16 protein-coding genes, 1 pseudogene and 1 riboswitch are annotated in these 15166 nt (G+C 26.8%); of the genes and pseudogenes, 6 read left to right on the top strand and 11 right to left on the bottom strand.

What is annotated here, in order from left to right; all coding sequences use genetic code 11:
- The first annotated feature begins 72 nt into the window (after positions 1-72).
- Positions 73-564 (top strand): DUF2284 domain-containing protein, encoded by a 492-nt coding sequence (locus IR152_RS05290; protein ID WP_227450760.1) that lies wholly within the window; start codon positions 73-75, stop codon positions 562-564.
- Positions 565-1141: 577 nt separating this feature from the next.
- On the opposite strand, the gene IR152_RS05285 is transcribed toward IR152_RS05290, so the two are convergent.
- A complete protein-coding gene (locus IR152_RS05285; RefSeq protein ID WP_227450759.1) occupies positions 1142-1504 on the bottom strand; it encodes a hypothetical protein in 363 nt (120 codons plus the stop codon).
- Positions 1505-1795: 291 nt separating this feature from the next.
- Between IR152_RS05285 and IR152_RS05280 the strand changes: the two genes are divergently transcribed.
- On the top strand, positions 1796-2086 hold the full coding sequence (locus IR152_RS05280) for a hypothetical protein (RefSeq protein WP_227450758.1): 291 nt from the start codon (positions 1796-1798) through the stop codon (positions 2084-2086).
- Positions 2087-2101: 15 nt separating this feature from the next.
- Positions 2102-2464, top strand: a complete 363-nt coding sequence (locus IR152_RS05275; RefSeq protein ID WP_227450757.1) for a phenylalanine--tRNA ligase beta subunit-related protein — start codon at positions 2102-2104, stop codon at positions 2462-2464.
- Positions 2465-2645: 181 nt separating this feature from the next.
- Here IR152_RS05275 and IR152_RS05270 read toward each other — a convergent pair whose 3' ends face one another.
- The gene (locus tag IR152_RS05270; protein WP_227450756.1) at positions 2646-3164 is read right to left on the bottom strand and encodes a nitroreductase family protein; all 519 of its coding nucleotides are present in this window, start codon (positions 3162-3164) and stop codon (positions 2646-2648) included.
- A gap of 151 nt (positions 3165-3315) precedes the next feature.
- Between IR152_RS05270 and IR152_RS05265 the strand changes: the two genes are divergently transcribed.
- Positions 3316-3639, top strand: coding sequence for a winged helix-turn-helix transcriptional regulator (locus tag IR152_RS05265; protein ID WP_021386281.1), 324 nt, complete (start codon positions 3316-3318; stop codon positions 3637-3639).
- A gap of 4 nt (positions 3640-3643) precedes the next feature.
- Here the strand turns inward: IR152_RS05265 and IR152_RS05260 are convergent, their stop codons facing one another.
- The 4 genes and pseudogenes from IR152_RS05260 to IR152_RS05250 all read right to left on the bottom strand — a co-directional run bounded on the left by IR152_RS05260 (position 3644) and on the right by IR152_RS05250 (position 5270).
- Positions 3644-4228: a DJ-1/PfpI family protein gene (locus tag IR152_RS05260; protein ID WP_227450755.1), complete on the bottom strand. Its 585-nt coding sequence runs from the start codon at positions 4226-4228 to the stop codon at positions 3644-3646.
- A gap of 63 nt (positions 4229-4291) precedes the next feature.
- On the bottom strand, positions 4292-4552 hold the full coding sequence (locus tag IR152_RS19950; RefSeq protein ID WP_413927475.1) for an Lrp/AsnC ligand binding domain-containing protein: 261 nt from the start codon (positions 4550-4552) through the stop codon (positions 4292-4294).
- Positions 4553-4621: 69 nt separating this feature from the next.
- Positions 4622-4747 (bottom strand): annotated as a pseudogene (locus IR152_RS19945) (AsnC family transcriptional regulator); the annotation flags it as partial.
- A 355-nt stretch (positions 4748-5102) separates the two neighbouring features.
- Positions 5103-5270, bottom strand: coding sequence for an EAL domain-containing protein (locus IR152_RS05250; RefSeq protein ID WP_255624465.1), 168 nt, complete (start codon positions 5268-5270; stop codon positions 5103-5105).
- A 154-nt stretch (positions 5271-5424) separates the two neighbouring features.
- Here IR152_RS05250 and IR152_RS05245 point away from each other — a divergent pair, with 154 nt between their 5' ends.
- A complete protein-coding gene (locus IR152_RS05245) occupies positions 5425-5601 on the top strand; it encodes a hypothetical protein (protein ID WP_227450754.1) in 177 nt (58 codons plus the stop codon).
- Positions 5602-6148: 547 nt separating this feature from the next.
- A complete protein-coding gene (locus tag IR152_RS05240) occupies positions 6149-7687 on the top strand; it encodes an ABC-F family ATP-binding cassette domain-containing protein (protein ID WP_227450753.1) in 1539 nt (512 codons plus the stop codon).
- A gap of 372 nt (positions 7688-8059) precedes the next feature.
- Here IR152_RS05240 and IR152_RS05235 read toward each other — a convergent pair whose 3' ends face one another.
- The 5 genes from IR152_RS05235 to IR152_RS05215 form a co-directional block, all read right to left on the bottom strand.
- Complete coding sequence (locus IR152_RS05235) at positions 8060-9439, bottom strand: MATE family efflux transporter (protein ID WP_227450752.1); 1380 nt, start codon at positions 9437-9439, stop codon at positions 8060-8062.
- Between the two features lie 614 nt (positions 9440-10053).
- Positions 10054-10848, bottom strand: a complete 795-nt coding sequence (locus IR152_RS05230; protein WP_311315428.1) for an ABC transporter permease — start codon at positions 10846-10848, stop codon at positions 10054-10056.
- Positions 10845-11699, bottom strand: coding sequence for an ABC transporter permease (locus IR152_RS05225; RefSeq protein WP_227450750.1), 855 nt, complete (start codon positions 11697-11699; stop codon positions 10845-10847). The genes IR152_RS05230 and IR152_RS05225 overlap by 4 nt, the downstream gene beginning before the upstream one ends.
- Positions 11686-12681: an ATP-binding cassette domain-containing protein gene (locus IR152_RS05220; RefSeq protein ID WP_227450749.1), complete on the bottom strand. Its 996-nt coding sequence runs from the start codon at positions 12679-12681 to the stop codon at positions 11686-11688. The genes IR152_RS05225 and IR152_RS05220 overlap by 14 nt, the downstream gene beginning before the upstream one ends.
- Before the next feature lie 1278 nt (positions 12682-13959).
- Positions 13960-14610 (bottom strand): hypothetical protein, encoded by a 651-nt coding sequence (locus IR152_RS05215; protein ID WP_227450748.1) that lies wholly within the window; start codon positions 14608-14610, stop codon positions 13960-13962.
- Between the two features lie 436 nt (positions 14611-15046).
- Positions 15047-15143, top strand: a riboswitch (cyclic di-GMP riboswitch).
- The last annotated feature ends 23 nt before the right edge of the window (positions 15144-15166 follow it).

Raw genomic sequence — 15166 nt, 5'->3', positions numbered from 1 at the left:
AATCATAAGAAATTGTTAAATTTATTCATTCATAGTACAAAAAATTAAACTACTTTTTATTGGAGGCAAATTATGAAAAAATACTTTGAAATATTAAAATCTAATGGAGCTGATATTGCTATTTCAATAAACCCTAAAACGATTCTCACAGCAGCATGGACAATTTACAAGTGCCAGTTTGGTTGTAATACATTTGGACATAGCCATTGTTGTCCACCTAATGTACCAACCTATCAACAGACACAAGCAATAATAGATTGTTATGATAAAGCTATTCTATTTAGATGTCATGAAATGAGTATTGTCACTCCTTTAGCTGTCAAACTTGCAAGAGAACTATTTTTAGATGGATATTATAAAGTAATTGCTTTTGGAAGTGGACCTTGCACAATGTGTGCCAAGTGTAACCCTACTACCTGTAATTTTCCTAACAAAACGGTTCCATCAATGGAAGCTTGTGGAATTGACGTATTTGCTACAGTAAGGTCAAATGGATTAGAAATAAATACTTTGCGAAAAAAAGGAGAAATTCAAAATCATTTTGGTTTATTGCTGGTTGATTAAACATGTTAATATCTTATTTTCATTTTAATATTATAAAGTTTGTATTTATAATAAATCTTTGTACAAATATTAACCAATGTACCTATAATTCCAAGAAAAGTTTCTTTTTCTAAAAAAATGGGACTGTCTCATGAGCAAATTAAATTTGTTTATGCGACAGTCCCATTTTTTATTATCTATATATTATGGATTAGATTGTAAAATTATCTTTCTACTCTTCTTTATTTAGTATATAATCAATGATTTCCATAATCACATCTGTATTTGTTTTCAACTTCATCATCTCCTTTTAAGTATCATAACTTATGCAAAAACTTTTTTCTTAATATAAATGGCTATCTTAAATTAGTTAATAGTGACAAAATATCCACAACACAATATTAAGTATTCCAACATAAAAATAATAATAGATATCATTAATATAATACTATTATTAAAATTTCAACCCGATTGCGTCTTATATATAAATCGCTATAGATTCTATCTATGTATCTTGCTTCATATGTACTATTTTACTGAGTATTTTTATACCTTTTTCAATTTCATCAATACTAAGATGAGCATAACTTAGTATAATTTAATGGTCATATTCTAATGTATTTTTAATTGCATACTGTTGTATAGGATAAACTTTTATATTTTCTTCAAAAACTTTATTAATCAAGCTTTCTGTAAACTTAACATTATAAAAATGAACAACTATATGAAGACCTGCTGCCTCACCTTTTATTTTAAATTCTTTTCCAAACTCAGTGTTTAATACTTCAATTAGGTGTTTACGTTTTCTATTATATAGCTTCTTCATTCTAAAAATATACTTCTCTAAGCTTCCATTTCTAATAAGTTCAGCCAATACATACTGAAATATTGTTTCTGTATGAACATCAGAGTACATTTTTAAAACTTTATAATTCTCTAGCATATTGTCTGGTAGTAACATAAATCCGATACGAATAGCTGGAGATAATATTTTACTAAAAGAGCCTATATAAATTACTTTATTTGGATTAAGTTCATAAAGAGAACTAATTGGTTGTCCCTCATATCTAAATTCACCGTCATAGTCATCTTCAATTATATAGTAACTATTATCTGTTGCACATTTAATAAGCTCTAACCTTCTTTGAATAGGGTCTTCTACAACTACTTTTTTATTATTTTTATATAAAAGTTGTGAAATTAGAGATAATCTTACTAAGATTATATCATAAAATAAAAAGGAGTCTATATTATGCTAGAAATATCAAGTAAGGTAAAAGAAATTTATCCTAATATTAAATTCGGAGTTATGGTTATAAATATTACATATTCAAATCCTAATAAAGAAAATTTTCTATTCCTTAAAAACTCTATAACTGAAAATATTATTGAACAACACCCAGAGTACAATCGTAAAGAAAAAATTAAAACAGAACCAGTTTCAAGTTATATAAAATATTATAAAAAATTTAAGAAAACTTACCCTGTATTACTTCAATTGGAATCCCTTTTATTAAAATCAAAAGGTATTCCAGATGTATGAATAACAGTTGAATCAATGTTTTTAGCAGAATTAAAAAACCTTCTTCTAACAGCAGGGTATGACTTTGATAAGATAGAATTACCTTTGAGAATAGATGTAGCAAATGGTAGTGAACATTTTTATGGGATAGGTGGGAAAGAACAAGTTTTAACAAAGTATGATTTATTTTTATCTGATAACATTGGTATATTATCCAGTATTCTTAATGGACCAGATAATCGAACATCTATAACAAAAGATACTAAAAATATTATGTATTTTGTATATGGAGCTGATAGAATATCAGAAAAACAAATTCAAGACCATCTAAATGATATAAAAGACTATATTTCAAGTGCTTTTTCAGATTTAAAAGTTAGTTCAATAAATATATTTTAGTTAATTCGTAAAACCTTAATGTTTAATAAATATTTTTAAAAAATAAATTAGTGAAGTATATCTTTTATTAAAACTAGATACACTTCACTAAATTTAATTTCACGTATATATTACTTATTTTGAATTTTACTTACAGTAAATATTTTATGACATTTATTATGTAAATAACCTGATTTTATGACTAAAGAGTTTCATAAAAAACAATTTCACTTAAAGGAACACGAGTTTTTCCGTGTCTCTCTGGACTTTCTGGTGTTTTAGATTCGTATCCTATCAGTAATATATTTATTGGTTCTAGATTATCTGGCAAGCTAAACTCTTCTCTAATTACATCTGGATTAAAATAGCATACCCAGACACTTCCTAATCCAAGTTCAGTTGCCTGTAACATCATGTGGTCAGTGACTATGCTTGTATCAATATCTGTAAGTTGCTTACCATCAAAAGGTCTTGTCCAAACTTTTTCCTTATCTCCACACACGATAATTGCTAATGGTGCATCATATATATTGGCAGCCTTAGAAAGTTTATTCAGACCTTCTTTTTCTTGAATAACAATTAATCTTTGTGGTTGACGATTACCACCAGTTGGAGCTATTCTTGCAACATCTAAAACTTTCTCAAGTTTTTCTTTCTCTACCTTTCTATCCTGATAATTACGACAAGAATATCTTTTTTTTGCAAGTTCAACAAAATTCATTTACTTACCTCCTATCATTTTATTAGGCTAAGTTGATGATTCATTTAACCTATGCTATAATTTTATCACTATAGTTTTATATTACAATAATGCACTTTTTTGTAATATAGTACCTAAAAAGATACTTAAAATATATGAAAGGAGCTTAAAAATGAAAAAATGTTCTAGTGATTATAGTTGTCCAATCGAAGCAACACTTGCATTGATTGGTGGTAAATACAAGACACTTATACTTTGGCATCTTAAAGACACTATATTGAGATTTAATGAACTAAGAAAATTAATTCCTAAAGCAACCCCTAAAATGTTAACTCAACAGTTACGTGAATTAGAAGCAGATGGTTTAATTATCAGAGTTGTTTATCCTGTTGTTCCTCCAAAAGTAGAATATTCACTATCAGATTTTGGAAAGAGTATTATTCCAATTCTAGATTGTATGTGTGACTGGGGTTCTGATTACTTAGAAAATCTATAGCTCATTATAGTTTAAATCCCATAGCTAGTTTAACAGTCTCCATTTGTTCTCTGGACGTCAACATTTCCAAAAGTTTAAAAGCTACATGTGGAGCAGTTTCTGGACAATATGAAGTTATAATATTTTTATCTACAACAATTGGTTCATTAATTACATTTACATCAAATTCGCTTAACTGTCTTTGCCTTTGACCATTTTTCAAATGATATGTAGTAGCTTTACGATTTTTTAAAACTCCACTTTTGCCAACTGGCAATGCTGCCACACAAATAGACGCAATTATCTTTTCTTTTGAATCAAACTCTCTTATTAAATTTAAAAAAGACATATCATATGCTTCTTCATAAAATCCAAACTCTTCAAAACCACCAGGAATAGCTAGAGCATCATAATCATCAACACATACTTCTTCTATAGTCTTATCAACAAATACTGGAATATTAAACGTACTCATAACCTTCTTTTTAAAGCCACAAGTTACTACATCAATATCACAACCATAATCATTACGAGCCCATCCCATAACATCTATAAATACGCTGAATTCCATAGTTTCAAAACCTTTTGCTAAAAAAACTAAAATTTTCATATTATATTTTCCTCCTAAAATTTAGTTAAAATAAATATAGACAAGGTAATTAACATTTAACTATTAATCTATTTTAAAAATATTTTTACATGTATTAATTTCTTCTTTAATTGTATATAGAACAATAGTTGTATTAGCTTTCTGAACTCCCTTGATTCTTTTTAATGTCACAGATATAAATTCTTCAAGGTCACTTGTATCTTCTGCTAATACTTTTATCAAATAATCATACTCTCCTGAAATATGATGACACTCCAATACAGTCTCATGTTCCAATATAGTTTGATTAAAATCTTCCATACTTTCAGATAAATCAGTATTGATAAATATAAAAGCTAAAAGTTTGTATTTTGTTTTTTCTCGATTGATTTGGATAGTATACTTTTGAATTATATTTAATTGCTCAATTTTCTTTATGCGTTCTGATACTGCTGGTATTGATAAATTGACTTGCCTGCTTATTTCAGAAGTTGAGGCTCTACTATTCTTCTTTAGAGAATTAATTATTTTTAAATCTATCTCATCTATCGCTATTCACCTCCTTAATTATTTAGTATAATTCTAACTAATAAGTTATATTAAGTAAATAATTTTAACTATTTCAATAAAATTTAATATAATTATATTATTTTACCTTAAAATTTTAGTTTTTTCAAATTAAATCATACATTATACCTAAAATTATCTAAGATTTAATTAATATTATTCTTTTTATTATTCATAATACACTACTTATTTTTACAATAATAAAAGACACTTCATAATTTATGAAGTGCCTTTACTATATATTTAATTTTTTCATTCACTTATATATATCATACACAAATATTTCATTTATTATAATCTTTAATATACTATTATAACAACTTAAATTCTATATATCTTTAGACTTCTCCACCTTCTGAACAAACATATCCTTTGGAATAGGTTTAGCATATAAATAACCTTGTGCATAATAACAATTAATACTCATTAAAAATTCTGCCTGCCCTATATTTTCAACACCTTCACAAATCACCTCTAAGCCCAATTCATTTGCCATTTCAACTACTTTACTTATAATCTTCCCTTCACCTTTAGTTTTATCATCTCATTTGATATACTATCATTTTCAAACAAACTTTCAGTTGATAAGAACTCCATACATCCCATTTATTAAAAGTCGAGCTTCATGGAAATTAACTCTTTTTTCAACAATGAGAATTGTGATTGGTACTGTTATACCATATACATCTCTTAGTCATAATATTGGTATGATGCGACTTCCAGTCATATACTTTATTGGATTGATTTTTACTATTTTATCTTATATGGTTTTAGTAATTATATTAAAAAAGATATTTGTAAAAAATATGGAGGATTATTATAATTAACACTACCCTTCATCTTAATAATATAAAATTTAATTTATTATATTATCAAGGTTACTACATGAAAATAACTTTTTTTATTGACTATAAGCATGTATTATGATAACATAATTTAAGCTATAATTGATAAAATATAATTTAAATAAATAGGATAATACCAAAAGTACAAAGTACAGTTTAAATATAAATAAACTAGAATTACTATTAAAATTAGGATGTGAATAATTATGATTTATATAGAATTAGTTAAACTTGTTAGAAAACTTAACTCTACACAAATGTATACGATGAAGCGTTGTGTAGAGGTTAATCTGGAGGCTTAGAGCTTTCTATCTTCATCGGCAAATATAGGTTGGTTAGTATAGTTTTTCGGCTATGCTTATTTAAAATTGCCTATTTGCCGATAGATATATAGATTTTCTGGTCATAGACAACAATGCTTGTCTATGACCTTTTGTTTTTCCAAAAGCAGAGGTCGGCATTTTAGAATGTCTTTCCTCTGCTTTTTTATTTCCATAAATTTTTTAATAAAAGAAAAGGAGTTTGAATTATGAGTTTATTAAAAGTAACTAATTTATCACAAGGTTTTATGGATAAATCACTGTACGAAAAAGCTAACTTTGATTTATTCAAAGGTGAACATATTGGTATAGTTGGTCAAAATGGTGTAGGTAAAAGTACCTTAATTAAAATTTTATTAGGAGAAGTTATTCCAGATGAAGGTGAAATCAAGTGGCAACCTAATATCAAAATAGGTCACTTAGACCAGTATGCAGAAATTAATAGAGATACTACAATATACCTCTATTTACACACTGCCTTTGAAGAACTTTATAAAATAGAAAAGGAGATGAATTTGCTATATCAAGAAAGTGCCATATCTGGAAATGAACAGCAACTTATTAAGGCATCAAATTATCAGGAACAATTAATAGCAAACAACTTCTATTCTATAGATAATGAAGTAAACAAAATAGCAAATGGTCTTGGATTAGATTCAATAGGAATGAATCGTATTGTTGGAGAACTTAGTGGTGGACAAAGAGCAAAAGTAATCTTGGCAAAGTTACTACTTTCTAATCATGAGGTTTTATTACTAGATGAGCCAACAAACTTTTTAGATAAAGAACATGTCGAATGGCTTGCAAGCTATTTAAATACGTTTAGTGGTGCATTTATTGTAGTTTCCCATGATTTTGATTTCCTAGAAAAAATCTCCACAGGTATTTTAGATATAGAGTTTGGAATGATTAAAAAATATCATGGAAAATACTCAGATTTCCTTAAACAAAAATCACACTTAAGAGAGGATTATATTAGAAGATTTCAAGCACAACAAAAGAAAATAGAAAAAGAAGAGACATTTATACGTAAAAACAAAGCTGGAGTAAATTCAAAAATTGCTAGAGGAAGACAAAAACAACTGGATAAAATAGAAAGAATAGCTCCCCCTAGCTTTACAGGAAAACCGTCTATCAAATTCTCAGAAATTGAAATATCTGCTCAAAACGCACTTACAATAACTAATCTTGAGGTCGGTTACTATTATCCTTTACTTCCAAAATTAAATTTTTCTGTTGATGGAGGTCAAAAGGTGGTTATAACTGGATTTAATGGTATCGGTAAGTCCACTTTGTTAAAGACATTAGTTAAAGATATCCCTTGTATTTCTGGAAATTTTCAGTTCTCAGAGCAAGTGAAAGTTGGTTATTATGAACAGGATTTAAAATGGGATAATCCTACTAGAACACCACTTCAAATAGTAGCAGATAAATATCCAAAGTTAAGTACAAAAGAGATTAGACGTTCCTTAGCAAGATGTGGTGTAAAGGAAGAACATGTTTCAAGATGTGTATCCACTCTAAGTGGTGGCGAACAGTCTAAGGTTAAATTATGTTGTATGATGTTATCTCCCTGTAATTTCTTGATTTTAGATGAGCCGACTAACCACTTTGATGCAGAAACAAAAGCGGCTTTACAAAATGCTTTACAACAATTTAAAGGAAGCATCCTCCTAGTTTCTCATGAAGAAAAATTTTACAAAGATTGGATTGACAAAGTATTTAATATAGAAAAACAATTGATGTAAACTCTTATATAAATAGAATATATTATATATTTATAGATAGTACTAATTATTGATGGTTTTGATATTTTAGTCTTTGTTGTATTTAGAAAGTAAATATTTTTCTAGAACATAAATACATTGATAGGCGCTCATAAATGGGCGCCTAAAAGATGTTAAAATCCAGTATAATCAGTCATTTAATCCACACTTTCTCTATTGTATCTTTGTTATTGACATTTAGAAATTTAGGTCAATAAATTAGGTACTGATTTAATTATGCAATATGTGGATAACAGAATTATAAAAGAAAGAATACAATAAAAACCCATAAATAAAGTGAAAACCATTATTTATGGGCTAAATGATATATGTTAATTATATTTATTGTTATGTTTATATGTAGTTATACTTATTCTTATATTTATATATAAAAACAACTGTTAAGAATAAAGTTAAAAACTCAGCAATTGGAACTACTAGCCAAATACCATCTATATCTAAGACTTTTGGTAATATCAACAAACCTATAGTTATAAAACCAAAGGTACGCAAAAAAGACAGTACTGCAGATATCTTTCCATTTGATAATGCTGTAAACATAGATGATGCAAAAATATTAAATCCACAAAAAATAAAACTAAAAGAAAATATATAAAATCCAGAACTTGTAATCTCATAGACATCACTTCCTTTTTGAGAAAAAATATCTACAATAGTTGGTGAACATAGTATAGAAAACACAAATACCAGTAATGAGGCCACTGAGATAAATAATATACAAGTTTTAAAAATATATTTTAACTGAATATTATCTTTACTTCCATAATTATAACTTATTATTGGAGCAACTCCCATTGAAAAACCTATATAAAGTGAGGTTAAAAGAAATTGAGAATAAATAATTATTGTAATAGCCGCAACTCCATCCTCACCAATCAACTTCATCATTATAATATTAAATAAAAAAGTAGTAACCGCTGTTGATAATTGACTTACCATTTCAGATGAACCATTAAAACAAGTCTCAAATAATACTTTTTTATCTAGTTTAGGTATACAAAATCTAAGTACTCCCTTATTTCTTGAAAAGAAAACTATACCTGCAATAGTAGGAGTTAAATATCCTATACCAGTTGCAAGTGCTGCTCCACCAATACCCATTTGTAATAAAACAATAAAAACATAATCTAAAATTATATTAGTACATCCTGCACCTATCACTAACCATAATCCAAGTTGAGGTTTTCCAGCTGTTACAAATAGACTTTGAAATAATACTTGTAATATATTGGCAAAAGCAAAAACCAAAATAATAAAAAGATATGAGCGACAATATTTAATCAAAATCTCGCTTGCTCCTAACCATATAATAATATAGTCCATAAATATAATCCCAATACCTGTAATAATCATTCCAAGTACAACTCCAGATAATACGATTAAAGTAAAAGCTTTCTTTGCTTCATCAATATCACCATTTCCCATCTTACGGGCTACTATAGCACTTCCACCAGTAGCAAGCATAGTTCCAAGCCCAACGATAATATTAATAATAGGGCATACAATATTAATTGCTGATAATGCATTTGTATTAACAAATCTTGAAACGAATATAGTATCAACAATTGTATATAACCCCATAAAAATCATCATAAAAATAGTAGGAAATGCAAATTTTAATAGAGAAAACATATTAAATCTTTGTGCAAGCAAATTATCTTGCACATTAACATTATCTTGCTTTTGATTTTCTGAATAAGATATATCACTCATTCAAATCATTCTCCTGTACCTTAATTCTATCTAAAATAATATCCAAATTATTAGACATTAAAAGACCTCCTTTCTTCATAAAGATTATATCTAATTATTTGGATATAGTTTTAATTAATCTTGCTATTCTATGTTGTTACAACATCTAAAAATAACTCCTCTATCTTTTCATTACTCTTAACTTCCCTTAATTTAATTACTTGTTTTTATTGTTTAGTATCGTATGAAACATGTTTAATTATAAATACTTACATAGTATCACCTTTCAATTCTTTAGAGAATATACATATCATTATTTCTTCAATAGCCGAAATACTTGTTACAACACAAATTATAATACTAAGCAAATTTATATTAACAATGTTATAAAGTAGGTGGAAACAGAACAGCATAAACTCATATAATTTATTTACATATGTATATAACATGAAAAATGTATTGTATTTAAAAATCACTATGATTATTTATGTAATACGAATAACAGAAATTATTAATCTCCATAATACTATATACTTTGGTATCTTTAGTGCTTAAATCATGACAATAAAGCCTGAGATTACAATATATATATCTGCTATACCTTTAATTTTCATCACCTTAAAGACCTAAATTTATTAACTACTTGCACTTTTATAATGTCTCATCCCTAACTTCCAAAATTTCCACATAAATACCGTAAACACGAATACAATACAAATTGAATAGACTAATCCTTTTATTGTTAGAGTTCCAGCTAAGATTTGGGTTGGGATTGTTGACATAATTCCATATGGCAAAATCAAGTAGAATAATAGTTTAAAGACACCTTCATATATTACACCAGGAATTTTCATGTTCATTGGTATTAAATTATCTTCTAATCTCATTATAGCAGTTGACGATATAACAAAGAATGAAATTGTTCGAAATATAATACATATATCGTAAAAAAGCAATGTCATCAATAAAACCATACATATATATGCTATTATTATAACAAAAGTTATATCTGAATTTAGTTCAGATATTCCATATATAACTATAAGGATACTTGCAAAAATTAAAGGAGATGAACCAATACTAATATTTTCAAATGTCAATCTAAATAATGGATTTATTGGTTTTGTAATATAATAATCTAATTCCCCTTCTTGAATCTTTCGTGGAATATCATAAATTCCAAAACAGAAAATTGTCATGTTTATTGCATTTATTAATGAAAAAGTTCCTATAAATATTAACATCTCCCCACGTTGCCAACCTCCTATTGAGTCTACATGAGAATAAATACTATTAAACATTAATAACTGTAATATAAATAAGGAACTATCTACAAAAAATCCTCCAAAGAAATCAAATCTAAATACCATCATTTTTGATAACTTCATTTTCAATAACATAAATATTATTTTGAAATTTTTTTTCATCATATTCCCACCCCATCAAATAGTACTCTCATCCTTTTATAGATGATTTTATTTATTATAAAAAAGGATATTACCCACAATGCTATAATAATTAATCCTTGTATTGCCTCATTACTATTTCTACCTATAAGTAGCATAGATGGTAAATATGTTGTGTAGTAAAATGGAAATAACTTCATAATCGTCACTACAGTTTCTGGCAAAAGTACAAGTGGTATCATTGTTCCTGTAACAAATTCAGTCATATTATCGACTATCATTCTAAAGAAACTAATCTCAATAAATTTAAATGATAATATTCCAATAAAAAAATGAAGCTGCATCATAAAAATAAGCCCTAAAACAATCATCAAAATTGAAATTAATATCTGCACTGGATTTGACGTAAAAGCAAAGTCTATTCTAAATATAAAAATCCATACAAAGGCAGAAAGCATGTTAAATGCCAAATAAAAAAATGTCATCCCAAAGTTTTTAGAAAAAAAGTAATTTTGAATATCAATTGGAATAATCATATATTTTGAAAATGTACCTATCTTTACACGATTACATATCTCTTCACTAGTACTTCTTGACATATCAATACCTGATAAAAATGAACTTATTATATAATAAGATAGCATTGAATTAAATGTAAAACCCGAAATTAGGTTATTTTCACCAAAAATTGCTTTCCATAAGATATAAGCAAATAAAATTTTTACAATAGTAAACATCATGTTAACTGCTACATCAAACCTCCAAATAAGTTGTAATTTGAAATTGATTTTAGCTATTTCATAATACTTTCTTATGTTTTGCTTAAACTTATAAAATAATGATTGTCTTGAATACACTTGATTATAGTTGTTCATAATACTCTTCACTTCCTTCTTTATATATTCTCTCAACAATATTTCCTATATTTTCTTCTTCAATTATTACATCCTTAACATCATACTTATCAAAAAACCATTTAACAGTTTCCTTTCCCTTTTCTTTTGGTACAATTACTGATGTTTTATGATTTGTTTGTTCAATAACCTTACAATTTTCTGGAAATAAAATCTTAGTTTCACTATCAAGACTAACTGTTATTTTCTTATATTTTTGAAAATGATTAAATAGTTCTTCTGTAGACCCATCATATATTTTATGACTATTTTCTATGACAATACTTCTACTACAAAGACTCTTAATATCCTCCATATAATGAGATGTAAGCATGATTGTAGTTCCTTTCGTTTCATTTACTTCTTTCAAAAAATACCTGATTTGCTTTTGTGCCACAGCATCTAGACCTATTGTTGGCTCATCTAGAAACAAAATTTTGGGATTATGAAGAAGTGCTACAATAAGTTCCATTTTCATTCTTTCTCCTAAAGAAAGTGTTCTGACCTGAACATTTAGATAATCAGATACATCAAATAGTTCAATAAAATAATCTAAGTTTTTCTTATATTCATCATCAGGTATATCATATAATTCTTTAAACAATAGAAATGTATCTGCTGGTGTCAATTCAAAAAATAGCTGACTTTTTTGCCCCATAACAACAGCATATTGTTTTTTGAAGTTGTTTTCCAATTTATTAGGATAATAACCCATAACAGAAATCTTTCCAGAAGATGGGGCTATAATCCCAGTTAACATCTTGACAAGGGTCGTTTTCCCAGCTCCATTCTGACCTATTAATCCAACAAATTCTCCTTGCTCTATTTTTAAATCAAATGATGATATAGCTATTTTTTCTGTATATTGTCTTTTAAATAAAGACTTTACACTTCCCATAAGACCTGGCTCTTTCTCAAATCTTCTATAAGATTTAGTCAGTTTATTAAGTTCAATTATGCTCATTTCATTACCTCCATATCTCATAATTTCTATAAAAAAATCCACAGGTATATATCTGCCTTTTTGTATGGCTATATTTACCCATACAAAAACAGAAAACTCCTGTGGACTAGAAAATTTAATATTTTCTATTTCAACATAATTATAATCAAAAGAATACTATGTAAAATTAATAAAAGTGTAGCAGATTAAAGCCTACTACACCACAATTTAACAAAGTAACACATATCTTAAATATTATTTGTTGTCATATGTTAGTTATCTATAAAGGCAGAGTAAGACACAATAATTAAATGTATCAAAAATACATTTAAAAATTCTGATTATACAGAATACATATGCGTCTCCAACTATTTAATTGTTGGTTACCATTATAAATAATTCCGACATTAAGACACTCCTCTGCTAATATTATTATTCGTATTTTAACATAAAATTTTTTTATGTTCAAGTAAAAGTTAACATTTAATATTAAACAATGATTATAATATGTATCCATTATTAAAAATAGAACTTTGATTTTGTTCATTTATAACAAGATATACAAAAAGGGTAGTAATAACACTACCCTAGATTTAAAACTGTCCATTTTAAAATTATAATTATCTAAGTTTCACTTTAATTAGTAAATGCTATAATAAAAAAACATATTGATGTAATGTTAGCTGCAACCACCTGCCCCTCGCTTGTCTTTTCAACAGCCTTACGCACAAACAAGCTTTTTGTGTGAAGCACATAACGAATAATAACATTACCGTTTTTATTAGTGCAACGGTCCAACATAACGAAATCACCAACGACCGGAAAGTCAGATGGTAAAGTAGCTTCAAAGCGCAGTTTTCCTGAAACCTCTGCAAGGAGTTCGCCATTTGCACATATGACTTGATAAATACTCTTTTCTTGTGATATAATCCACAAAGATAATACTATAAAGTTTTTATTTCATAACATTATTCTAAAAATATGATACAAAAACTACTCATTTTATTTAATTATATTTTACTCTAGTTACCAATTTTGAACTTTATTGGCTCTTTCCATCTCAGATGCATTCCTTCAGTCAAAACTATTAAAAAAATTTTTGATTACTGTAAGTTTATCTTGAACTTGTTTGTAAAAAATCCTTTCCCTATCGTCTATTACTTATAGGTGGGCAATTTTTCCAAATAATATAGTTGAAATTAAGACTGATTCACGAATTATTAATTTAGTAAGAATGTATTAACATTATATCTTTAATTTTTCATTACATCATAAATTTATTCTCTTAAAACACACTATTTAAACTAATGTATTTATACTCTTTTTTTGTTCATCTGTTTTATAAAATATATTAGTATTTGAATTTTGTTTATATTCTTTAGCCTCCTCATCTAACTTTTCTATTCTCGACTTGAGTTCAATTATTTCTTCTTGTGTCATATTTATAAAATTTTTAAGCATGCCTTCAAGTTCTTCTCGAGTTTTACCTAATAAAGATAAATCTCCAAACATGTTATCCTCTTTATCAGATTTTTTTTGTTCTAATTCTTTATCATTTAATTTTTTATCCTTAATTTCTTCATCAAGTTCCTTAGTGATTAAAGATTCTCTTTTCTCATCCATATTTAAGTAAGTCGAATTTTCATCTTCTACGTCGCTATTTTTAATTCCTATTTCTACATTAGAGAAGTTATTAACTGTTTCTCTTATTTCTGACTTAGATAAATTCCTAATTGCCTCATTTATTTTTTTAGTATAAATATCTTGTCTCTCTTTTAAATCTTTAATTCTATTATTAAGTTCTTGTTTTTGTCTCATGATATTAGATAAATAATTGTCTTTTTCTGTAGTAACATTTTTATTACTAATATTTTCACTAGCTTTTTTATTTTTTACATCACTTTCACATCTAAACAAGTACTGACTTTCATGTTGATTAGAAATTCTCATTAATTTTCCCCTCCCAAAATGAACTAATTTTTAAGTATAGATTAACAGTTAAATATCACCATTACTTTTTTACAATTTTAACAACTTCAATATTTCTAAAAAGTAAAATCTCCTTAGTAAGAGGTTCTTTATAAGTTAAGTAAACTCAATATTTTATATAAATTATATATATTATCGGAAATATCAAGTTTTCCTAAAGCATTTTTCTATTAATATTTTTTCTTTCAATTTATGTCATTTCCTCAATTTATCCAATTTAAAATAGTAATAGGAACTTTTTATCACAAAAACTACAATTAATTTTTACTACATATTCTACATGTTTAGTTTGGTTCTTTAGGAGTAAAATAACGTTCATATCTATAAATTTATTCAATTTTCATACAAGCATGTTGAATAATAACCAATTCTATTGTATTATTGTAATTGTAGAATAAAACTAAATCGGCAAAACTAGAGAAATTTAGTGACGCAAAGCTATAGGGACTAAGACTTATAGAGTATCTTATGAGTTATGTCAGCCAGTTGCCAAAAAGATGTATTCTTTTTGTTTTTA

Source organism: Clostridioides sp. ES-S-0108-01 (assembly GCF_020662285.1).
Taxonomy (GTDB): Bacteria; Bacillota; Clostridia; order Peptostreptococcales; family Peptostreptococcaceae; genus Clostridioides.
This window is presented reverse-complemented; position numbering and strand designations above follow the sequence as displayed.